The sequence below is a fragment of the Aeromonas sp. R1-2 genome, from assembly GCF_040908505.1.
Taxonomy (GTDB): domain Bacteria; phylum Pseudomonadota; class Gammaproteobacteria; order Enterobacterales; family Aeromonadaceae; genus Aeromonas; species Aeromonas veronii.
In genome coordinates, this window is record NZ_JBFODU010000044.1 from 53628 (window position 1) to 75507 (window position 21880).

General features: G+C 58.7%; 18 protein-coding genes. 7 read left to right on the forward strand and 11 right to left on the reverse strand.

The window, feature by feature from the left end; translation table 11 throughout:
- The first annotated feature begins 65 nt into the window (after nt 1-65).
- The 3 genes from AB5Y76_RS15750 to AB5Y76_RS15760 all read left to right on the forward strand — a co-directional run bounded on the left by AB5Y76_RS15750 (nt 66) and on the right by AB5Y76_RS15760 (nt 1993).
- On the forward strand, nt 66-359 hold the full coding sequence (locus AB5Y76_RS15750; protein WP_005353197.1) for a hypothetical protein: 294 nt from the start codon (nt 66-68) through the stop codon (nt 357-359).
- A 223-nt stretch (nt 360-582) separates the two neighbouring features.
- Nucleotides 583-1551 (forward strand): nucleoside hydrolase, encoded by a 969-nt coding sequence (locus tag AB5Y76_RS15755; protein ID WP_203117648.1) that lies wholly within the window; start codon nt 583-585, stop codon nt 1549-1551.
- A gap of 106 nt (nt 1552-1657) precedes the next feature.
- Nucleotides 1658-1993, forward strand: a complete 336-nt coding sequence (locus AB5Y76_RS15760; RefSeq protein WP_005353195.1) for a DUF3634 family protein — start codon at nt 1658-1660, stop codon at nt 1991-1993.
- 89 nt (nt 1994-2082) lie between these two features.
- Here AB5Y76_RS15760 and AB5Y76_RS15765 read toward each other — a convergent pair whose 3' ends face one another.
- Nucleotides 2083-3288 carry a cytochrome c gene (locus AB5Y76_RS15765; RefSeq protein ID WP_203117651.1) on the reverse strand — a complete coding sequence of 402 codons (1206 nt, stop codon included), beginning with the start codon at nt 3286-3288 and terminating at the stop codon, nt 2083-2085.
- Entirely contained in the window at nt 3285-5210 is a 1926-nt protein-coding gene (locus AB5Y76_RS15770) for an FAD/NAD(P)-binding protein (RefSeq protein ID WP_263717517.1), read from the reverse strand. The genes AB5Y76_RS15765 and AB5Y76_RS15770 overlap by 4 nt, the downstream gene beginning before the upstream one ends.
- A gap of 366 nt (nt 5211-5576) precedes the next feature.
- Here AB5Y76_RS15770 and AB5Y76_RS15775 point away from each other — a divergent pair, with 366 nt between their 5' ends.
- A complete protein-coding gene (locus tag AB5Y76_RS15775; RefSeq protein ID WP_005337730.1) occupies nt 5577-5951 on the forward strand; it encodes a DUF805 domain-containing protein in 375 nt (124 codons plus the stop codon).
- Nucleotides 5952-6033: 82 nt separating this feature from the next.
- Here the strand turns inward: AB5Y76_RS15775 and AB5Y76_RS15780 are convergent, their stop codons facing one another.
- From AB5Y76_RS15780 to manA, 5 genes are all read right to left on the reverse strand, one after another.
- Nucleotides 6034-7137 carry a YdcF family protein gene (locus AB5Y76_RS15780; RefSeq protein WP_245096180.1) on the reverse strand — a complete coding sequence of 368 codons (1104 nt, stop codon included), beginning with the start codon at nt 7135-7137 and terminating at the stop codon, nt 6034-6036.
- Between the two features lie 321 nt (nt 7138-7458).
- Nucleotides 7459-8211 carry a DNA/RNA non-specific endonuclease gene (locus AB5Y76_RS15785; RefSeq protein ID WP_263717518.1) on the reverse strand — a complete coding sequence of 251 codons (753 nt, stop codon included), beginning with the start codon at nt 8209-8211 and terminating at the stop codon, nt 7459-7461.
- A gap of 233 nt (nt 8212-8444) precedes the next feature.
- On the reverse strand, nt 8445-10337 hold the full coding sequence (locus AB5Y76_RS15790; RefSeq protein WP_263717519.1) for a PTS fructose transporter subunit EIIC: 1893 nt from the start codon (nt 10335-10337) through the stop codon (nt 8445-8447).
- Nucleotides 10338-10860: 523 nt separating this feature from the next.
- Nucleotides 10861-12501: a methyl-accepting chemotaxis protein gene (locus AB5Y76_RS15795; protein WP_005361638.1), complete on the reverse strand. Its 1641-nt coding sequence runs from the start codon at nt 12499-12501 to the stop codon at nt 10861-10863.
- Between the two features lie 853 nt (nt 12502-13354).
- On the reverse strand, nt 13355-14554 hold the full coding sequence (gene manA, locus AB5Y76_RS15800) for a mannose-6-phosphate isomerase, class I (RefSeq protein ID WP_263717520.1): 1200 nt from the start codon (nt 14552-14554) through the stop codon (nt 13355-13357).
- A 129-nt stretch (nt 14555-14683) separates the two neighbouring features.
- Here manA and AB5Y76_RS15805 point away from each other — a divergent pair, with 129 nt between their 5' ends.
- Both AB5Y76_RS15805 and icd read left to right on the forward strand, forming a co-directional pair.
- Entirely contained in the window at nt 14684-15559 is an 876-nt protein-coding gene (locus AB5Y76_RS15805) for an AraC family transcriptional regulator (protein WP_263717521.1), read from the forward strand.
- 156 nt (nt 15560-15715) lie between these two features.
- Nucleotides 15716-16969, forward strand: coding sequence for an NADP-dependent isocitrate dehydrogenase (icd, locus tag AB5Y76_RS15810; protein WP_005347179.1), 1254 nt, complete (start codon nt 15716-15718; stop codon nt 16967-16969).
- A 72-nt stretch (nt 16970-17041) separates the two neighbouring features.
- On the opposite strand, the gene AB5Y76_RS15815 is transcribed toward icd, so the two are convergent.
- The 3 genes from AB5Y76_RS15815 to dsdX all read right to left on the reverse strand — a co-directional run bounded on the left by AB5Y76_RS15815 (nt 17042) and on the right by dsdX (nt 20212).
- Nucleotides 17042-17218: a hypothetical protein gene (locus AB5Y76_RS15815; protein ID WP_005337712.1), complete on the reverse strand. Its 177-nt coding sequence runs from the start codon at nt 17216-17218 to the stop codon at nt 17042-17044.
- A gap of 308 nt (nt 17219-17526) precedes the next feature.
- Nucleotides 17527-18858 carry a D-serine ammonia-lyase gene (locus AB5Y76_RS15820; protein ID WP_139407219.1) on the reverse strand — a complete coding sequence of 444 codons (1332 nt, stop codon included), beginning with the start codon at nt 18856-18858 and terminating at the stop codon, nt 17527-17529.
- Nucleotides 18859-18874: 16 nt separating this feature from the next.
- Nucleotides 18875-20212: a D-serine transporter DsdX gene (gene dsdX / locus AB5Y76_RS15825; RefSeq protein ID WP_139407221.1), complete on the reverse strand. Its 1338-nt coding sequence runs from the start codon at nt 20210-20212 to the stop codon at nt 18875-18877.
- Between the two features lie 222 nt (nt 20213-20434).
- Between dsdX and dsdC the strand changes: the two genes are divergently transcribed.
- A complete protein-coding gene (gene dsdC, locus AB5Y76_RS15830) occupies nt 20435-21379 on the forward strand; it encodes a DNA-binding transcriptional regulator DsdC (protein ID WP_139407223.1) in 945 nt (314 codons plus the stop codon).
- A 169-nt stretch (nt 21380-21548) separates the two neighbouring features.
- Here the strand turns inward: dsdC and AB5Y76_RS15835 are convergent, their stop codons facing one another.
- Nucleotides 21549-21725, reverse strand: a complete 177-nt coding sequence (locus tag AB5Y76_RS15835; RefSeq protein ID WP_005337704.1) for a hypothetical protein — start codon at nt 21723-21725, stop codon at nt 21549-21551.
- Between the last annotated feature and the right edge of the window lie 155 nt (nt 21726-21880).

Below are 21880 nucleotides of genomic sequence, written 5' to 3' on the forward strand. Positions count from 1 at the left end.
TGCTCGTTGGTGACTTATCTAATAAGGGGTAGTTTTTGGCTATTAACCTACACGGAGAGAGCACTATGACCAGGGAACTGAACAGCTTGTTGGCCCGGCTTGAAGATGTGGTTGAGCGGATGCCGGATTGCTTCAACACCTACGAATTCGCCCAGAAGCTGGCATTGCAATATCAGCCGGAGTTCTTTGCCGCGGGCCACTCTCTGGCCGAGCACGAGGGCAAGGTACTGCGGGTGCTGCACCAGAAGATCGCCGAGGCGCTGGCAGGCAGCGAGATGGTGATTGAAGGGGCTCTGCTCCCCTGCGTCACCCCCTGGGGGGAGAAGGCGACCTCACCGCGCTGGCATCGCAAGCACTGAGGGGCGTAGTCAGGCAGATCACTGCCAGATAGCAGATAACGAACAACGATAAAGGGCGCAGCGCTGGCAACAGGGCCGCGCCGTTTTTTGTGCAGATTGTCGCCAGCCGCGCCCCCGCTGCCGGGAGCAAAGGCCCACTCTGTGATCCCATGCCGGGATACGAGACCGTCAGCCGGGTAGACTCTCCCTTTTGTCGCAGGGTTTGTCACCGTAGGAATTTCTCATGACCCATAAAATCATTCTGGATACCGACCCGGGTATCGACGATGCCATGGCCATCCTGTTTGCCGAGGCCCACCCTGCCATTGAGCTGCTCGCCATCACCACTGTTTTTGGTAACGCCACCATCGACAATGGCACCCGCAACGCCCTCTGGCTCAAACAGAAGTACGGCATGAAGGCGGATGTGGCCAAAGGCGCGGCTGCCCCGCTGCTGCGCGAGCCGGTTGGCCCCACCACCATAGTCCACGGCCCGAGCGGCTTTGGCGACATGGAGGCGGGGGAGGTGACTATCGCTCCGGATCCTCGCCCCGCCTGGCAATATATTGTCGAGGCGGTGAAAGCCGCGCCGGGGGAGATCACCCTCGTCACTATCGGCCCGCTCACCAATCTGGCGCTGGCGCTACAACAGGCGCCCGAGATTGTCTCGCTGGTGAAACAGGTGGTGGTGATGGGGGGCGCCTTTGGCGTCAACGGCCATCGCGGCAACGTGACCCCCTATGCCGAGGCCAATATTCACGACGATCCCGATGCCGCCGACCGGGTCTTTACCGCCGATTGGCCTGTGGTGATCATCGGGCTGGATGTGACCCAGCAGAGCTTCTTCAGCAGCGCCTATCTGGATGAGCTCAGGGACAAGGCGGGGGAGCCGGGCCGCTTCCTGTGGGATGTGAGCCGCTTCTACCTGCGCTTCTACTCCGAGAAGCTGGGGCTCTCCGGTTGCCACGTTCACGACCCGTCCGCCATCGCCTATGTGATTGATCCGACCCTCTTTACCCTGCGCGAGGGGCCGGTGCGGGTGATCACCAGCGGCCCGGCCATCGGCCACACCCTGCAAAAGTTCGATGGCAAACGCCACACCCACGATGACTGGGCAGCCTATCGTCCGCAGCAGGTCGGGGTGGCGGTGCGCGATGAAGCCTTGCTGGCACTCTATCGCGAGACGCTGGTGGGTTGGGGCAAGGATTGCTGAGCAAAGGGGCGCTATTGCGCTGAGGCGGGGGCTGTGATCGGCGCCAAACAATCGGAGCGCACGGCCGCTTATACTGCCTGATATCAAGAGCTTGGGAGGGATGAAGATGGCCTGGATTTCCTTGATAGTGGCGATTGCGCTGATCTGGTGGTTGATGAAGCTGGGGCGTGGCGCCCTGTTCGAGATCCGTCTTGCCCCCGGCAAGGTAGTGGTCAAGCAGGGCAAGGTGTCACCCGCCTTTATTGAGCATGCCAAGCAGATCCTGCGCCACGACACGGTGCGCGGTCGCATTGTGGGGCAGCGTGATGGCGATGGCGTGAAGCTGATCTTCTCCCGCTCCATCCCCGAACCGGTGGCCCAGCGGTTTCGCAATATCTTCCCCTATGGCGATTACCGCCAGCCAACGGCGCCACTGCCGGGGCCAAAATCCCGCAAGGGATAAGCACCGGAACCTGGTTCATCAATAGCAAACGGGCCTCCAGTGGAGGCCCGTTTTCTTATGGCACTTGGTCAAGAGAGAGCTGACAGCCCTTACTCCTTGCCGTGCAGCTCGCGCTGGGCCTTGACCGCCGCCGCCTTGACTGCGGTGCCTTCATTGCCCCAGGAGGCGCGCAGGGTGTTGACCAGCTCGGCGAGCCGCTCGTCATCCATGGTCCAGCCATAGCCTGGCATGTGGTAACCCAGATGGCCGTGGGTGACCGGTGTTTCGGCGCCGTGCAGCAACACGTTGATCAGGCTCGACGGATCGCTCGCCAGCACGGTGCGGTTGTTCACCAGCGAAGGGATGACGTGGTCATTGCCCTGGCCGTTGACCCCGTGACAGGTGGAGCAGTACATGGCGTAGTCCGCCTTGCCACCGGCACTGGCATAGGCGCGGGCTCCTTTCGCTACCGCCGGCTCCGCTTTCAGGTCGGTGAGGTAGGTGGCAATGCTGGCCAGATCGGCGTCGCTGAAATACTGGCTGCTGTGAGTGATCACTTCCGCCATCGGGCCTGCGACGGCCTGATGCTGGCTGCGGCCGGTTTTCAGCAGGTCGATCAGCGCCTGCTTGTCGTAGCGGCTGCCGCGAATGTCGGGGGCATACCAGCCGTCGAGGGCGGCACCGCTCAGGTAGACGGGATCCGCCTCGGTCAGCGCTTTCTCCTGCATGCCAAGTCCGCGCGGGGTGTGGCAGCTGCCGCAGTGACCGGCACCCTGTACCAGATAGGCACCGCGGTTCCACTCCTCGCTCTTGCTGGCCACCGGGGTGAAGCGGCTGTCGTCGTGATAGACCCAGTTCCAGCCCATCAGCGGCCAGCGCATGTTGAGCGGCCAGGGGATGTCGCTCTCCTTGTTGGCCACCGCCAGCGGCTGCACATCCTGCATCAGGTAGTGGTAGAGGGCGGTGAGATCCTCGTCGCTCATCTTGGCGTAGGCGGTGTATGGCATGGCCGGATAGAGGCGATGACCATCGCGGGCCACCCCTTCGCGCATCACCTTGATGAACTCCGGCAGGCTGTAATTGCCGATGCCGTGACTCTTGTCGGGGGTGATGTTGGTGGCAAACACGGTGCCGATGGGGGTCGGGAACCCCTTGCCGCCAGCCAGCGGTTTGCTTGCCTCGCTGGTGTGACAGGCGGCGCAATCGCCCAGCTTGGCTACATACTCACCTGCCGACATGGTAGGAGCCGCGTGAGCGGCAAGGGCGGGCAGCGCCAGCAGCAGGGCGCTGGCAGTCAGTGACAGGGCGCGGCTCATTGGGCACCGCCCTTGGTCATGGCGACCAGCTCGTTGACGGCGCGCCATGCCTCGTCGATGGCGGCGTGGGCGTAGGGACTCCAGCCCGAATCCGAGTTGGCGATGGTGATGTTGCCGACCGGCTTGCGACCCAGCTCGATCCACTTCTCGCACTGCTCCTCGTCATCAAACAGGGTGTTGGTGACATAGGAGTAGCCGTGGGACCAGCGGTTGACCGTGATGGCGAGGATATCCTGCTCATGGTTGAAACCGGCGCTGCCCAGCATCCCCTGCAACTGCTCGCGGATCATCTGCTCATGCTGTTCGAACGGCATGCCGAGGATCATGGCGCGTCCCTTGCGGGACTGTTCGCGGGCCGAGAGGCCGCTGCCCGGCAGGGTCGGCACATAGACCATGTGCAGGCACATCGGCTGATCCGGGCTCTTGGGATGCTCGTAGCCACCCATGCTGACCGGATAGTCGAGCTTGACCCGGCTGTAGGGGGCGGCGGGGGAGTAGACCTCGTGTACCCCCAGCTTGACGAAGGCTTGCCAGTTCTTGATCACCACCTTGGTGTAGACCAGCGGCGCCTTGGCATTCTGGCGCAGCGCCTCCTTCTGGGGCTCCGGCATCTCGGGCACCATGTAGGGGATCATCATGTTGTAGCCAGCCATGATCGACTGCTTGGCCCGCACCCGATGCAGTTTCCCCTCCTTGATGTAGGTGACATCCACCGCCAGCTTGCCGTCGGAGAGGCGCACGTTTTTGGCCTGCAACGCCGTGCTGCCAAGGCGCAGTTGCACCTTGTGCTCCGGCAGGTCGAGCTTGCTGTAGTCAAACTTGGCCAGCACCACATCCTGCATGGTGTGACCCGGCGCCACCTGCGGAATGAGCTTTCGTACCATCAGGCGGGTGAGACCGGCGTTGCCATCGGGGAAGTGGAAGATGTAGGGATCGTCCAGCTCCGCCTGCTCCTCGGCATCAAGCGGCGTCAGATTGAGGCCGTCGAAACCCGGCAAGGCGCACAGACGCGCATCGGCGCAGGCGGTGGCGTCGATGCCGACCGCCTGGAAGTCGTTGGTGCGCTGCTGGAAGTAAGTGATCGCGCGCTCGCTCAGGCCCACTTTATCGCGCAGGAAGGTGGTGTAGCTGTTGCGGGTCACCCACTCGTCCTGCTGCTCGCGGGTCATGCCGCTCAGGTAGTCGATCTTCGATTCGTGCAGGGCCAACAGGGCGGCCTTGTCGGCATCATCGAGGGGGAAGTCACCGATAAATTCTGCCAGCGGCCGGCCGTTCAGGCGATCGCGGGGGATATCGTCCGCCACGTTGTGGCCCGGATCCCCGTTCACTATCTTATTGACGCCAAAGTGCTTCTCGTCGAAATAAACGCCGCGGCTGAGCCCCAGATCCGGATAGAAGGTCTGTTGGAAACCGGCGGCCAGCTCGTCGATGTTGACCTCCAGCGCCTTGAGCAGACCGAGCGCCACCGGGCTGTAGACCGAACGCGGTGATTGCAGGGATTCACTGCCGCCGTAACCCAGACGCAGGCCATCGGGGGTGGTGAACTCGTTGCGCTTGGCGTGGCCGCCAAAGTCGTCGTGGTTGTCGAGCAGCAGGATCTTCTTATCCGCGCCGAGCAGTTGCTGATAGAAGCAGGCGGCGGCCAGACCGCTGATCCCGGCGCCGACGATCACCAGATCGTACTCCCCCTCAAGGGGAATATTGGCAAAGTCATACTGCTTGCCGTCACGGGCGATGCTGTGGGCCGGTTCGAAGGAGCCCGGGTGGTTACCGCGCAGGCCGGTGAGGGCGGGCGGGTAGGCCAGGGTTTTATCCGCCAGCGTGCTGCCGCCTTCGGCAGCCTTGAGCAGATTGATGGGGGCGACGCCTGCCGCAATGGTGATGGCAACGCCGTTGAGAAAATCTCTGCGTGTAATACTCATGGCTATCCCTGTGTTAGGAGAAGTAATGAATAAGTGGATTCATTATGGGAGGGAGACACAGATCCTGTTCAGGATTGGGCGCCGAATCTACCGCTATCCTCACGCTGAGTCCATACGATTGCTAATGGATTATTAAGCACCATTTTCCTGCTTGTGACGAGAGTGATGCGCTGATGGGGGTGATTTGCCCTGTTGCAGGGCAAATTATCTTCCGGATCGGTCGGTCAATGATTGCCGCAGCTGATTAGTTTGGGAGGCGTTCGGGCATCATTGTCGACTCGGGGGGATGATCGCGCTAAGCTCTTAACTATTTGTTTTATCGACTCTCTTTTTATTCATAGGCATAAAGGCCACTCAGGAGGCGCAATGAACTGGTATATCTCGGTCCTCAAGCAATATGCGGTATTCAGCGGGCGGGCCCGTCGCACCGAATACTGGATGTTCGTGCTGTGCAACGTCATCGTCATGTTGCTGCTCGGCATGGTGGACAAGCTGATCGGCGGCGACAATGAGCTGATCAGCTCCATCTATTCGCTGGCGGTGCTGCTGCCATCGTTGGCGGTGGCGGCCCGTCGCCTGCACGATACCGACCGCAGCGCATGGTGGCTGCTGCTCGGGCTTATCCCAATTATCGGCACCCTGGTGCTTATCTACTTTATGGTCTGCAACGGTCAGCAGGGGCCAAACCGCTTCGGTGACGATCCCAAAGCGGCCCCCTCGCAGGGCTTTATCGTCAGCTAACGGGCGCGGCTTGGCCAATCATCGGTCAATAAAAAGAGAGGGAGGCATCACGCCTCCCTATTTTTTTCGTTTTGATGGCCGATCAACGCTCGATCAGCGGGGCGGAGCGGTAGCTCCACATGCCGTAGGTGCGCAGGGCGTCGCGGTAGATGCCGAGCAGCTCGCTCTCGCTCGGGGTGGCCAGCTCCTCGAGGGGTTTGTCGGGGTAGCTGACGCTCGCCACCTTGATGTTGGCCGGGCCAATCTGGTCGCAGGCGATTTCCAGCACCGTCTGACCGCGGCGCACATGGCTGGCTGAGCTCACCAGCACCGCATAGTCAATCTGGTGGCGGGCGAGGGCATAGGCGCTGTAGAGGGCGTTATCCACCGTGCTGGTGGCGTAGTTCTCTTCAATCAGGCGGCTGCGGTCGATGCCGTGGTTGGCCAGCCAGTCGGCCATCAGCTTGCCCTCGGTCTGGCGGTTCTGGGGCACGCCCCCGGTCAGGATGATCAGCGCTTCCGGGTCGGCCTTGGCCAGCTCAAGGGTGGTTTGCAGGCGGCCCAGCAGGATCTTGTCCATGCTGCCGTCGGGATTGAGGGCGTAGCCCAGGGTGACGATGGCGCGCTTGCCCTCCTGGGTGGCCTTGACCTGATCCCCGGTCAGTTCGGTCTGCAGCGGGGCGGCGGTGATCCGCTGTACCCGGGCGATGATCTCCTCCAGATCGGCGGCGCGGCCACTGTTGCGATCCGCCACTTTCGCCAGATAGCTGCGGGAGGCCTCCTTGTTACCCTTCACCAGCTGCCAGATGGCGAGATAGCTGTTGATGTCGAGATCATCTGGGGCGACGGCCTGCGCCTGCTCCAGCAAGGTGATGGCGCGGCTCAGGTTGCCGTTGTAGATCTGGGCGTTGGCCGCCGAGATGAGCAGGTCGGTGCGGTAGGGTTCAAGCTGGTAGGCTGCCAGCAGCCGCTCGGTCACCAGCTCCATATTGCTCGGCATCTTGGCGGTAAAACCGGCGTGGGAGATCTTGGCAGGCGACTTGTAGATCTGCAGCGCTTCGCCGAGCAGCATGTCCACCGCCTGGCGTTTGCTGACCAGGGTATTGAGGTCGTGCTCCATCTGCATCGAGCTCTCGGCCGCTTGCAGGGCGAGGGGGGAGAGCGCCAGCAGGCCACCGAGGGTGAGGGCAAGAAGGGTCTGTTTCATCAAAAGGTCCTCTGTCGGGCTGAATCGCGCCGTGGCGCAGCGGTTTGCGGGCCAATGCGACGAGGCAAATGTGCGTCAATTCAGTCTGTTAGTGCCAAAGAGAGGGCAATATACCAGCTAACGGTGCGGCAAACTGTGAGTCGGGGCGAGTCGTCGGGTGATGCCACACCTGTGGCCGCAAAAGTGGCCGCAACGGGTCCGCAGCCATCTGAAAAGGGCAGGGGGAGCGTGACACCCCCTGCCGGGAGGGGCGCTGGCCCTCCCTCTATCGCGATTCAAGAGAGATGGGGTGTCAATCCATCTGTTGGCGAGTGTTCGCAGTCAGTTCCACATCGGGGAGACACGGGCTTCCAGTGTCTCCTGCTGCTCTTCGGGCATATCGCTGAAGAAGTTGAGCTGGGTCTGCTCCTCCACCTCACGTACCGAGACCCGGTAGTCGGCGATCTGGCTGATGGGCACCTCTTGCTGCGGCATGATAAAGGCGATGGCCTGCAGTCTGGCTGGGTCCATCACGATCTTGTAGTAGGCGCTCGGGATCGCCACACCCTGACCGATGGACTCTTCAGAGCCGGTAAAGATGGGGCCGGTGATCACCTGCACATCCTTGCGGGAGACTGCCCACTTGTTCACCTTGTCCTCCAGCACGCGCCACGCCTTCTGATTGAGCACCCCGATCTGAGGTGTCATGTTGCTCAGCAGGAAGCTCTCTTTCATGGTGTTCTTGTTCGATTTCATGTCCCCCGCCGGGGCCTGATGGCCACGGTCGTAGCCCGAGCCCTTGTAATCGGAGAGAGTGGCGCGGTAGGCAACCGGGATCTCCCTGTCCTCGGCGAAGGCATCCTTGCGCGGCACTGTGCCCTGTGCGCTCTGGGTGGTCATCCGGTAGGAGACCCAGTCCGCCACCTTGTAGTCGTAGTTGTAGCCGACCGCATACCCTTCACGGCAGAGCTTCTGATCCGATTCGGAGGGCAGGCCGAAGCGCACGTGCTCACCGCACTCCCAATGGGCGGCCAGCAAGGGGGTGGCAGTGAGGGTGAGGGTAACAGCCAGAACCAATTTCTTGATTTTTATCATTTTTGTGATGCTCCAGTTTAGTAGGCGGAGCCATTTGACATGAGATCTGACCAGCGCTTCAATTGCTGTTTTTTTACACGTCACCGTTCTGTGACGGCTCGCCAAGATCCGTGATGTGACTGGTTAATATGTTTTAAATCAGTGGCTTGGTCGGTGGGATGATATGCGGTTGCTCGGCAGGCAACGAAAAGGGGCCCGTGATGGGCCCCTTGTACTGGTTGGTCTGACTGCTATCAGGCGGCGTTTGCCTTGTTGCCCATCGTGCGGGCCAGCAGCGCTTCCGGATTGTGGATCGCCTCCTTGGTCTTCACGTCGATGACCTCGATATCGGTGAAGCGCTCGCGGTTCTTGATAGCCACGTCGTGGGCGAAGATGACGCAGCGGGCGTTGGCGACATCCTTGGCGGTAATGCGGTTGATGATACCGTTGGCGCCCTGGGTCTCGACCTTGATCTTGATCCCCTGCTTGGCGGCGGCCTTCTGCAGGCTCTTGGCGGCGAGGAAGGTGTGGGCCACGCCAGACGGGCAGGCAGTGATGGCCAGTACGTCTGCTTCTCCTTCCGCTTCAATGACTTCGAAGCTGGTTTGGGTGGTAGTGACGTCATCTTCTTCGCTCACCGGCTTCTTCAGCAGGTTGACGATGATGGCGGTGGTCAGGGCGCCGAGGATGGTACCCAGGATGTAGCCCATCTTGCCTTCAACAACCGGCAGGACAATCCAGCCACCCCAGGGGGCGTGGTTGATACTGTGCATCATAAAGCCGGTGATGTTGCCGACGATGCCGCCTGCGACGATGGCCGGGATAACGCGCATGGGGTCAGCAGCGGCAAACGGGATGGCACCTTCACTGATACCGATCATGCCCATGATGGCGGCAGCTTTACCGGATTCACGCTCCTCTTTCTTGTAACGCTTCGGAGACATGAAGGTCGCCAGCGCCATACCCAGCGGCGGTACACAGATGGCGATACCGACGCCGCCCATCAGCCAGGGCTGGGTGTTGACCTGAGTCTGGGCAAACAGGGTCGCAACTTTGTTGACCGGGCCGCCCATATCGAAGGCGGTCATACCACCCAGAATGGTACCCAGCATCACTTTACCTGAACCCGCCATGCTGGAGAGCCAGTGGTTCATCCCTTCCATCATGGCGGCGATCGGGGCACCGATCCCCCACATCACGATGCCACACACCAGGAAGGTACCGATCAACGGATAGATGAAGATCGAACCAAGGGAGGTCATGGAGTCAGGCAGCTTGATCCGTTTGAGCTGATTGACCACGAAACCTGCGATAAAGCCCACCAGAATGGCGCCGAGGAAACCGGTTTGATAGTGCTGAACGGCAATCCAGGAGCCGATCATGCCAGGGGCCAGGCCCGGCTTGTCAGCCAGCGAGTAGGCGATGTAACCACCCAGTACAGCGGTAAACAGGGTCAGACCGGCGATACCCATGGTCGCCATGTCTTTAAGGAAGCCCGCTTCCGGCACGGCGCCCTTGCCGCTCATCATCACCGACAGTGACAGCAGCACACCGCCCGCCACGATGAAGGGGATCATGTGGGAGGTACCAAACAGCAGGTGCTGCTTCATGGTGTTGAGGCGATCCTTGAAGGTGCGCTCTTCGGGGGCCGCCGGGGCAGTGGCTGCCTGTTTGGCGGCTGGCGCCGGTTTTTCCGCTTTCGGGCCCTGTTTGAGCAGGGTCAGCGCTTGCTCAACGGTAGTGGCCGCTTTCATCTGCTCGATAAAGCCCGGCTCCAGTAGACGGGTAGAGAGCTCGGCCAGCACTTCGATGTGGTGGTTGGCGCCGCCATCCGGGGAGGCGATCATGAAGATCAGCTGGGTCGGCTTGCCATCTTCGGCGCCGTACTCGATACCCTGACGGCTGACACCGATGGCAATGGCCGGACGGCTGACCGCCTTGCTCTTGGCGTGGGGCAGGGCGACACCCTGCTCGAAGCCGGTGCAGTCCAGCTGCTCGCGGGCCCAGATATCCTTGATGAACTGCTGTTGATCAGACACGGCGCCATCGCGCGCCAGCATCTGTGCCATCTCGTCGAATAGAGCCTCCTTGCTGGTGGCCTTCAACTCCAGGCAGATGAGTCTGCCGTTGGTCATGGTGGGTAACATATTACTCTCCTGGCTCCGTTGCCGAGCCGCATGATGGGGGGAACAATTGACCTGGATATTGTTCTCCCGTTGGCGCTGTGCCGAAATCGGACAAATGTGCCGTTTACTGGATTTTTGTGCTGTGCAAGTCGCCATGTGACCCAGCTCGCATATCATCATGAAAGCCAATTCATACCGATTCTTTATTTTTTTAAAATAAAAACAATGTATTATGAATTGATCTTACTACTTGCATGAGTGCGTTGAAAAGGTTCCGCCTTCGGAGGTATGGAGATTTGTGTGCTACTTTGAGGGCGGAAAATGTGAAGGTGCTGGCAAAACGCGTTGAGAGAACAATCAGAAAGAGGGAGGGCTGCTCTTGATGTGAGTTAATCCATCTACTGATCACTTGTTATGTGCAGCATGGGTGTCTTCGGGTTTTGTATGGTTCCTTGTTTGACAAAGCCCGCCACTTTTATGAATGGCGGGCTGTTTAGTGCTTCAGCCTTATTGAGCTGATTAATGAGGGGAGGAGAATCGGGCGTTATGTCCGAAACTTGCGTACAACCTCCTGCAGTTGTGTTGCCAACAGGTTGAGGTCGTTGCAAGCCTGAGCCATTTGTTTGGCGCCGGTCGCCACTTCTTCCGAGGCATTGCTGATGTTGACTACATTGCGATTGAGCTCCTCGCTTACTGCCCCCTGCTCTTCGGTTGCGGTGGCAATCTGAATATTCATGTGGGAGATACTGTTAACCGAGCTGCTTATTTCGGCAATAGAGGCTCCCGCTTCACGAGCTGTGTGGACCGTCTCGGACATCATATCCTGACTCTGTTGCATGGTGACGCCCGCTTCGTTAGCACGCTGCTGCAGTTCGGAGATGATGTGGTTGATCTGGGAAGTGGAGTCTTGGGTTCGTTTGGCCAGAGTACGGACTTCATCTGCTACCACGGCGAAACCACGACCTTGTTCACCGGCTCGGGCTGCCTCGATTGCCGCATTCAGTGCCAGCAGGTTGGTTTGCTCGGCAATTCCCTGAATGACTTCAAGCACCATGCCGATATTTCGGCTGTCATCACCCAGCTGGCGGATCACCAGAGCTGTCTCTTCGATGGCGGTAGCCACCTTTTCAATCCTGCCGATTGAGTCATTGACGGTCTCGCTGCCTTGTGCGGCTGTGTCGCTGGCCGACGTTGCTGCGCTGGCGGCGTCGTTGGTGTTGCGGGCCACCTCCTGTACCGTGGCTTGCATCTCATTCATGGCTGTGGCCAGCTGATTGAGCTCATGTTGCTGGGCGCCCATGTTGTTGGCCGATTGCTGTGCCACCGCGCTGATCTCTTCGGCGGCCGCACCCAACTGCACCACCGAGCCGGAGACCTCGTTGACCAGCATGCGCAGATTGGATTGCATCTCGTTGAACCCCTGAGCCAGCTTACCCAGCTCGTCATGGGAGAATTGCTTCATGTCGAGTTGGCTGGTGAGGTTGCCTGCCGCCACCTGGCGTGTCTGCTCCAGCAGGGTCATCACAGGATTGCGGATCTGCCGGATCAGCAACCAGGCCACAATAACGACGAACAGCAAGGTTAGCGCACCGACTGTAGTGCTCAGCAGTTTGGCCCGTTCATAGGAAGCCTCACTCTGCTTGGTCAACAGGTTGGCGACCCGATCGTTCTCCTTGCGAAGCTCCAGACCATCCTGTCCGGCCTGCTCAAGGGCTGCACGGGATTCGTTTTTGATCAGCGACTGCACCTTGGCAATATCTCCCTGCCGTATGGCTGTTTCCAAGTCACCATGGGCTGAAAAATATTTGGCTGCTGCAGTTTTCAGCTCTGCAAACATGTTGCGATCTCGCTCCGACACAAAAGGCATTGATCCATACCGTTGCTCGGCGGCCATGTACTGACTCTTTGCCGCTTCAAAAGACTGTGTGCTGCTGTTGAGGGAGTCGGGATCCTTGCCCAGTGCATCTATCACCATATTCAGTTCGGCACGGCGCGCGTCCAGCAAGGACACATGCATCTGGCTGGATGCCCGGATGGAGGGAACGATATTGTCGCTGACCTCACTGGCGTCACGGTAAATATTGGAGAGTTGTAAAGTGGCAAACCAGGCAAAACTCAGCATCAACAAAGCGAGAGTGGTAAACGCCATGGTCAGCTTTTGCCCAATTGTCATTTTTGTCAGCATATATCCTCTTTTATCTATTTTTGTCAGCGGATCTTTGTGTGAAATTTATAGCGGCGAATAGATGTGATACCTTAAAAATAAATCAAATAAAAGAGATCTTAATCACAGAGGGTATTTAAGGTCTATTTCTTTACTGCGATGAGGTTTGGCTGGCATATCAAAAAATAAATATCAAATCTCTCATTACTCTGCTTTTAAATTGATTTAATTGTCAGTTAATGCGGCCTGGCTTTTTTACGGATTACGTCAGCTTTAAGGTGTGTTGTAAAAGAAAAGCGATATATATCATAACCTTATGGTTTTATTGAGTTGTTATTTTCGACAAAGTTCGAATGATTTGCTTGGAATTAAATTATAGAGCGACTAAAAAATAGGGCCGCATCTCGAAAATTCAAAAGAGATCCCTTTCGTTTGCATTATTAATGGTTCTGTATGACTACGGCTGCTAAATGTTTACAGACCGAATGATGATGGCCTGGGAAAGGTTTAATGGCGATGCATCTATGTGCTGTTTTAGCTTTCATCAGGGGGTGAAAATAGTAGAGTTGTTATTTTTATTGCCTCCATTTTTTCGGATACTCAGAGTGTCGCCGTTGCTTGTGCAGGCTGGAATTTTCTTTGTATCAGCAAACCCAGTCATCTGCATCAGGGGAGCGCCAAGCTTGGGCGACAAACCTGTGGAGCTGGTTGTGGGCAGGATGCAGTCAGGGATGGACTTCAGCGCGAGATGCCTGAAGGAAGGTAGGCATAAGAGAGCAGTAGAGATACAGACGGACTTGATTGGTAGGCCATATTGCTCTGTTGGGAGGGGGAGGCATATTCCCCCTCCAACGAGAGTCGGCTCTTATGTTGATTAGCAGCGGTTGCCGGCGCGGGCGACCCGTCCTTCGGCCAGCAGTTGATAATTGCCAGTCGCTGCAGGAATAAAGGCAGATTGCCCCTTTTCCAGACGCAGTGACTGTTCGCCTTGCTTGAGGGTCACTGTGTCATCGATGGCAAACAGGATCTCGGCGCTGGCAGTGGTGAGCTGATGCTCGCCAGCCGGGTAGATGCTGAAAGTGAAGTCAGGTACCGGCACGTCGAAGTGCTGTACCGCGCCATCACAGCGGGGGGACAGCAGGATCTGGTCGTCCGGCTTGGGCAAGCAGCGGGTGCAATCCAAAAGCTCTGCCACATCGATGTATTTGGGGGTGAGGCCGGCGCGCAGCACGTTGTCGGAGTTGGCCATGATCTCGAGGCCGGTGCCGCGCACATAGGCGTGCGGGGTACAGGCATCGAGGAACATCGCCTGACCTGGCTCAAGCGTCACCACGTTCAACAGCAGCGGCGAGAAGAGGCCCACATCTCCCGGGTACTGGGCCGCCAGACTAGTGATCAGCGCAAAGGTCTCCTCATCCTGATGGGCGGCGGCATAGGCCAGCAGCCCCGCCAGCGCCTCCTCCTTGCGCGCCCCTTCCAGTACCAGCAACTGGTGGAAGAAGTGCTGCAGGCCCGCTTCGTTCTGGCTGGCGGCAAGGGCTGCGGTCAGATCGGCGATGGCCGCCAGATTGACCCGCTCGAACAGTGCCAGAATGGCCGGGATGGCGCGAAAGCCGTTCATCGCCTGATAGGGGGTGAGGGCAAAAACCAGCTCCGGCTTATGGTTCGGGTCCTTGTAGTTGCGATTGCTCGCCTTGATATCGATGCCTGCGGCCTCCTCTTTGGCAAAGCCCGCTTCGGCCTGAGCCTTGCTCGGGTGCACCTGAATGGAGAGAGCCTTCTCGGCACACAACACCTTGAACAGGAACGGCAGGCTGCCAAAACGGGCGAGGGTGGCCTCACCCAGCGCGGCGGCCGGAGCCCTGTCGATCACCGAAGAGAGCTTTTGCACACTGCCCGCCAGCGTCACCTCGGAGCAGCCGTTGGGGTGAGCCCCCATCCAGAGCTCGGCCTGGGGTCTGCCTTGCGGGTTGGGAATGCCAAACAGGGTGGTGAGGGAGTCATGACTGCCCCAGTCATAGCCTTGAATCGGGTTTTGCATCAACAGAAAGGAGGGCAGATCGCTACTGCTCATAAGGGACGCCTCGTCTAGTTTGAAGAGAATCGGGTGCAGAAAAGGGTGGCATTACTGCTGTGGACCGGACTATAACATGGGCGGTCGTGCGCGCCGCAACCGCTTGCCTCTCTCTTGATCAGGATCACCATGTCTCTCATCTTCAGCCAACTGCTCGACGGAGCCCTGAGCGAACAGGTTCCATTTGACCAAATCTGGTTTGCCAGTGAACAGGGTGTGCCACCCAGTTTCAGCTATCAGGTCAACTTTCCCCGCCTCGAGCTGGTCTTTAGCGGCGAGTATCTCAACCAAATTTGGGACAGGGAGGAGGGGGTCAGAGAGATCAGTGTATTGCCGGGGCAGGCGCTCTACATCCCCCCCAATGGCTGGAACAAGCCGCTCTGGACCACCGACTGCTCGGTGCTGAGTCTGCTGTTTGGCAAACGCCAGCTGGGGTTCAGTCTGGTGAGCAAGCGCCGTGAAGATCCCGATTTCTTCGATGTGCAAAAGCACAGCATCATGGCGCGGGCGGGCCATGTGATCGAACACATTTTGGCGGCGCTGAACGTACTGACCGAGGAGCCTGGTCGCTCCCCCACCGATGATCACCTGCTGCAGGCCCTGCTGGCGAGTGCCCGTCAGCTGTTGCTGGAGTCCGCCACGGATCGGCCACGGGGGGCAGAGCTCTTTCACGGGATCTGCATCTATATCCAGGAGAACTTTCACCGTCCCATCACCCGTGACTCCATTGCCCACCGCTTCAACGTTTCAGCCAGCCATCTCTCCCACCTGTTCCGCGAGCAGGGTCATATGCGCCTTGCCGATTACATCAGCTGGGTGCGGATCGATCGGGCCAAATTCATGCTGAAAAAGTACCGCTTTCGTCTTGAAGAGGTGGCCAGTCGCTGCGGTTACAGTGACGTGAACTACTTCTGCCGGGTGTTCAAACAGAAGACCGGCTTGACCCCTTCCCAGTACCGTTCCCTGAGTCAGCCGCAGGCTGCGGCCAGCGAGCTGGAGGGATAACGGGGCTGGGTCGGCAAGGCGTGGTGACGGCGCACTGGCGGGTGGCTACCTCTTTGGTCTGACATGCTTTCTTGTCGTTTTATTATGAAAATGAATGGGCTAAGATGGCCGCGCGCAACAAACAAGTTGATAACAAACGGAAGTTAGGAGATGCCGATGGAAAGCAAAGTAGTAATCCCGACCCAAGGTCAGAAAATCACAGTCGATGCCAACGGCAAGCTGCAGGTTCCCAACCATCCGATCATTCCGTTTATTGAAGGGGATGGCATCGGTGTTGACGTAACCCCGGCCATGTTGAATGTGGTGAATGCTGCGGTCGAGAAAGCCTACAAGGGCGAGCGCAAGATCGCCTGGATGGAGATCTATACCGGCGAGAAGTCGACTCATGTCTATGGCGAAGGTGCCTGGCTGCCGGCCGAAACCCTGGATTTCATTCGTGAATATTGCGTGGCCATCAAGGGCCCGCTGACTACTCCGGTCGGTGGCGGTATTCGCTCCCTCAACGTAGCCCTGCGTCAGGAGCTGGATCTCTACATCTGCCTGCGTCCGGTGCGTTACTACGACGGCACCCCGAGCCCGGTGAAACGTCCTGATCTGACCGACATGGTGATCTTCCGCGAAAACGCCGAAGACATCTACGCCGGCATCGAGTGGAAGGCCGACAGTGCCGAAGCGAACAAGGTGATCGCCTTCCTGCAAAACGAGATGGGCGTGAAGAAAATTCGCTTCCCCGAGTCCTGCGGGATCGGCATCAAGCCGATGTCCAAGGCCGGTACCGAGCGTCTGGTGCGTGCCGCCATCGAGTATGCCATCGACAATGATCGCGACTCCGTGACTCTGGTGCACAAGGGCAACATCATGAAGTTCACCGAAGGTGCCTTCAAGGATTGGGGTTATGCTCTGGCTCAGAACGAGTACGGTGCCCAGCTGATTGACGGCGGCCCCTGGTGCTCCTTCAAGAACCCGAAAACCGGCAAGACCATCGTCATCAAGGATGTCATCGCCGACGCCTTCCTGCAGCAGATCCTGCTGCGTCCGGCCGAGTATGACGTCATCGCCTGTATGAACCTCAACGGCGACTACATCTCTGACGCGCTGGCCGCTCAGGTAGGCGGTATCGGCATCGCACCGGGTGCCAACATCGGTGACGGCGTGGCCCTGTTCGAAGCGACCCACGGTACTGCGCCGAAGTATGCCGGTCAGGACAAGGTCAACCCGGGCTCCCTGATCCTCTCCGCCGAGATGATGCTGCGCCACATGGGCTGGGTCGAAGCGGCCGATCTCATCATCAAGGGGATGGAAGCGGCGATCCGCAACAAGACCGTCACCTATGACTTCGAGCGTCTGATGGAAGGGGCCACCCTGCGCTCCTGTTCCCAGTTTGCTCAGGACATGATCGACCAGATGTAATCTGCTGCTTGCCAGAAACGCAAAACCGGCGCCATGTGCGCCGGTTTTTTTATCGCGAAAGAGTGAAGGGGCTTATTGCGCCTGCTCTACGTGTTGCTGATAGCGTTGCTGCCATTTGCTGGTTTCTGCTTCATCACCCTGGGCCTTCCAGAAGGCGCAGATGGTGTTGGCAAGTTCCGAAGCCATCGCGTGATCTCCGTCACGTCGGCTCATCAGATAATCTCCCAGCCAGCTTTGATATTGTTTCATTACCCGATCTCCTTATCTCATGTGCCCTTGAGGGTGCCCACCTTGACGGGAGCCTGTCGGCTCATCCTGGGGGGAACATCATCAGGCATGATGGTGCAAAGTCACGACCCGGGCAGAGAGCCCGATGGGCAATCTGGCGGCGAACGTGACGCGAGATGTCAAAAAATGAGCGCCATTTTAGCACAAACTGACCAACTTGGGGAAATTGTCGCCATGGATTGCGACAGAACTGCCCCATCCCCTTGTTCCCAAAACAGAAAACCCGCCGTGATGGCGGGTTGATTTGCAGATAAATGTGGCGAAACAGCCTAGATCTTGGCGCTGGCCAGGTACTTTTCCATCTCTTCGGCGGGCACCATGCCACCGCCGGTGGCCCACACCAGATGGGTGGCCTGTGCCATGGTTGCGGCATCGCAACCGCGCCCGGTGAGCCACTCGGGATTGGCAGCCACCCGCCACGGGCCGGCCATACCAGCCAGAGCGGAGGGTTCGAGTGTTATCTGCTCATCGCGCGCCAGCAGCCCGAGCAGGTCATACATCTCCTGATCGCTCAGGGTGTAGAAGCCATCGAGCAGCCGTTCCATGGCACGGCCGACGAAGCCGGAGGCGCGACCTACGGCCAGACCATCAGCGGCGGTGAGGTTATCGATGCCCAGATCCTGCACCGCAATGGCATCGTGCAGCCCGGTGTGTACCCCCAGCAGCATGCAGGGGGAGTGGGTCGGTTCGGCAAACAGGCAGTGAACATGGTCACCGAACGCGAGCTTGAGACCAAAGGCCACCCCGCCCGGGCCGCCACCCACGCCGCAGGGCAGGTAGACGAACAGCGGGTGGTCGGCATCCACCTTGATGCCCATCTGGTCGAACTGCGCTTTCACCCGCTCGCCCGCCACCGAGTAGCCGAGGAACAGGGTGCGGGAGTTCTCGTCGTCGATAAAGAAGCAGTTGGGATCGCGCTCGGCCTCTTTGCGCCCCTGTTCCACCGCCACCCCGTAATCTTCGGCATATTCGACCACGATGACACCGTGTTCACGCAGCTTGCGTTTCTTCCACTCCCGCGCATCGGCCGACATGTGGACGGTGACGGTAAAGCCGAGCTTGGCACTCATGATGCCGATGGACATGCCAAGGTTGCCGGTGGAGCCCACTGCGATGCTGTACTGGCTGAAGAACTGGCGAAACTCATCGCTGAACAGTTTGCGGTAGTCATCCTCTTCCCGCAGCAGACCAGCCTTGATCGCCAACTGTTCGGCGTGAGTCAGCACCTCGTAGATACCGCCTCGCGCCTTGATGGAGCCTGAGATGGGCAGGTGACTGTCTTTTTTCAGCAGCAGTCGACCGGTGACCTCAACCCCGTAGCGCTGGTTGAGCGTAGCCTGCATCGCCGGAATAGCGGCGATGTCGGACTCCAGAATACCTTTGCTGACGCGGGTCTCGGGGAAGGCTTCGCACATGTAGGGGGCGAAGCGGGCCAGCCGAGCGGAGGCGTCCGCCACATTGTTGTTATCGAGCCCCACATAGGGCAGACCGGCAGCCAGAGTGGTGGTATTGGGGTTGAACCAGGTGACTGGTTCAAGCGCGATCAGGAATTGCACCAGTGGAAATTGCGCTGTGAGCTGTTGTACGTCGATGTTTTTCATAGTGTTCTCGGTCTTGTTACACGATAAAGGAGAGCAGGAAGGTACCGGCCAGCGCCATCAGGGAGGCGACAAAGGTGGCGGTGGTGTAGTACTTGAGCGTTTCGTTCAGGGTGGCGCCGCAATACTGCTTGACCAGCCAGAACAGAGAGTCAGTCACCATGGTGCAGCCAATGGCGCCGGAGCCGATGGCCAGGGTCATGATCTCTGGGCTGATGTTCGGGTAGTGCACCATGATGGGGGAGACGATGGCGGTGGCGCCCATCATGGCTACGGTGGCGGAGCCCACGGCGGCGTGCAGCACGATAGCCACCAGCCAGGCGAGCAGAATGGGGTGCATATCCAGCTGTGAGAGGATAGTGGCCAGACTATCGCCCAGCCCACTCGCCTTGAGTACGCCGTTGAAGGCGCCGCCCGCTCCGATAATGAGCAGGATATTGGCGATGGAGGAGAAGCACTCCTCGGTCTTGTTGAGCAGCCCTTCCATCTTCATCTGCTGGCGGATCCCCAGCACGTAGTAGGCGGTGAAGGCAGCGATAAACATGGCGGTGATGGGGTTGCCGATAAACTCCAGCACGACATAGAGGTGGCTGGCGTGATCCATATTGAGCTCGGCGACCGTCTTGGCCAGCATCAGCAGGATGGGCAGCAGCACGGTAAAGAGCGAGGCGCTCAAGGTCGGGAGAGTGGCTTCATCGCGGGCTTTGATATCGGCAAAGGCGGCTGGCACTTCCTTAAACGGTACCCGCTTGCCCAGCAGTTTGAGGAACAGGGGGCCGCCGATAAGCGAGGCAAAGAGGCCGACCGCCAGACCATAGACGATGACGGAGCCGACGTCAGCCCCCAGCTGATTGGTGACGTAGAGGGCAGCAGGGTGCGGCGGCACTATGCAATGCACAGCCATCAGGGCGGTGCAGAGCGGAATGGCCAGAGTCAGCAGCGAGGTGTTGGTCTTGCGGGCGATGGAGAAGGCGAGCGGGATCAGCAGCACCACCCCGACTTCGACAAAGAGGGTGATGCCGCACACCAGACCAACCAGCACCATGATGACATCCGGCGAGAGCCAGCGGCATCTCTGCAGGGCGAGACCGATGCGCTCTGCAGCCCCCGATACCTCCATCATCTTGCCGAGTATGGTGCCAAGACCGATGACGGCGGCGAGAAAACCGAGCGTGCCACCAATTCCCTCTTCCATGGCGCTGACCATCTTGAGGGGCTCCATCCCCATCAGGGTGCCCACATAGAAGCTCGCCAGCAGCAGGGCAAGGAAAGGATGCACCTTGCCCTTCACGATGGTGACCACGATAAGAACGATGCTACTTAGCAAGGTAGCGATGACCCATACCTCTGAACTCATACTGCGCCTCGACATCTGTTGTGTGTGATTGTTTATGCGCTATTGAATGAAAATGAGGCGGGGCTGACAAATGATGAAATTGACCACTTGGGTGAGCTAAGGTGATGCAAAGACGCTACATTGGTCACAATTTATCTAAAACACACTCTTTGGGTCTTTTGACTTCATCCTGAAGGTGGCCTGTGGGTGTATCATCGGTGGCCATTGCGAAGAGGGGGATGAATGTATAACGGGGATAATTACATATCGCGCAACAAGCTGCTGAGTGGCTACCAGCTGGCCAAGCTGCACACCTTCGAGGCGGCCGCCCGCCACGGATCCTTTGCCATGGCAGCTGATGAATTGTCGCTGAGTCCCAGTGCCGTGAGTCACCGGATCAGCGCGCTGGAAGAGGAGCTGGGGTTCAAGCTCTTTGAGCGTTTTCACCGCAAGGTGGTACTGACGGCGGATGGGCAGCGGGTGTTCTGGGCGCTCAAATCCTCGCTGGAGTTCATCAATCAGGAGATCCTGGAGATCAAGAATCAGGAGCTCTCCGGTACCCTGACCATCTATTCGCGTCCCTCCATCGCCCAGTGCTGGCTGGTGCCCAGGTTGGCTGATTTCTCCCGCCTGCATCCGCAGATCGAGCTCAATATCATCACCGGCAACGAGAACATCAACCTGCATGGCTATGGCATCGATTTGACCCTCTATTTCGATGAGAAGAGCCCGGAGCGGCTTGCCATCCACCCGTTGATGGATGAGTTTATGCTGCCGGTCTGCAGCCCGGAATATGCCGAGCAGCACGGGCTTGTCGGCAATCCCGCCAACTTGTCCTTGTGCCGTCTGCTCCATGATCGGCAGGCGTGGGGATTTGACTCGGATACCGACGAATGGAGCAGCTGGGCTCGCCATGCCGGGGTCAGCCTCGAGGCATGCCAGCTGAGTATGGGTTTTGATCGCTCGGATCTCGCCATCATCGCCGCCATGAATCACGCCGGGATCGCCATGGGGCGCAAGAATCTGGTGAGCAAGCGGCTGGCACGCAACGAGCTGGTGGCCCCTTTTGCCGGCTTGGAGGTCAAGTGCGAGCAGCGTTATTACATGGCGACCCTGCCCAATCGGGCGTGTCCCAAGATCCAGGCCTTTATCGACTGGGCGCAGAAAATGGCTGCCGAGATGGAATGAACAGAGGCCGGTGCGCAAGAGCAAAATGAAGATGGTAAAGCGCGAGTGAACGAAGGTAGCGGTTTAACGTAGCAGGAAAATAGGGGGGAGAGGGGTTGGCTGATGGTGGTTGGTCGCGAGTTGCCTTGCTGCCAACACCGGGTGGTTGGCAGCAAGGGGAGGGTCGGGATCAGGTGGTCTTTTCCAGATGGTTCTGGTAAATCTGCTGCCACTTGTCCAGTTCGTTTTCATCACCCTGCTGCTGCCAGAACTCGCAGATGGAACTCGCCATCTCGCATGCCATGGCGTGGTCACCGTCACGGCGACTCATCAGGTATTGCCCCAGCCAGCTTTGATACTGTTTCATTGCACGATCTCCTTATCTATTTAACCCTTGATACTGCAGTTGTGGGACACCCGTCCGGCAGTGTTGCGCCACACTCCACTTTCGCCGCGCGCTGCTTGTTATCACCTCGCTTGTTGTTAATCAGGACAGAGAGCGTATGAGAAAAAGGCAAAAGT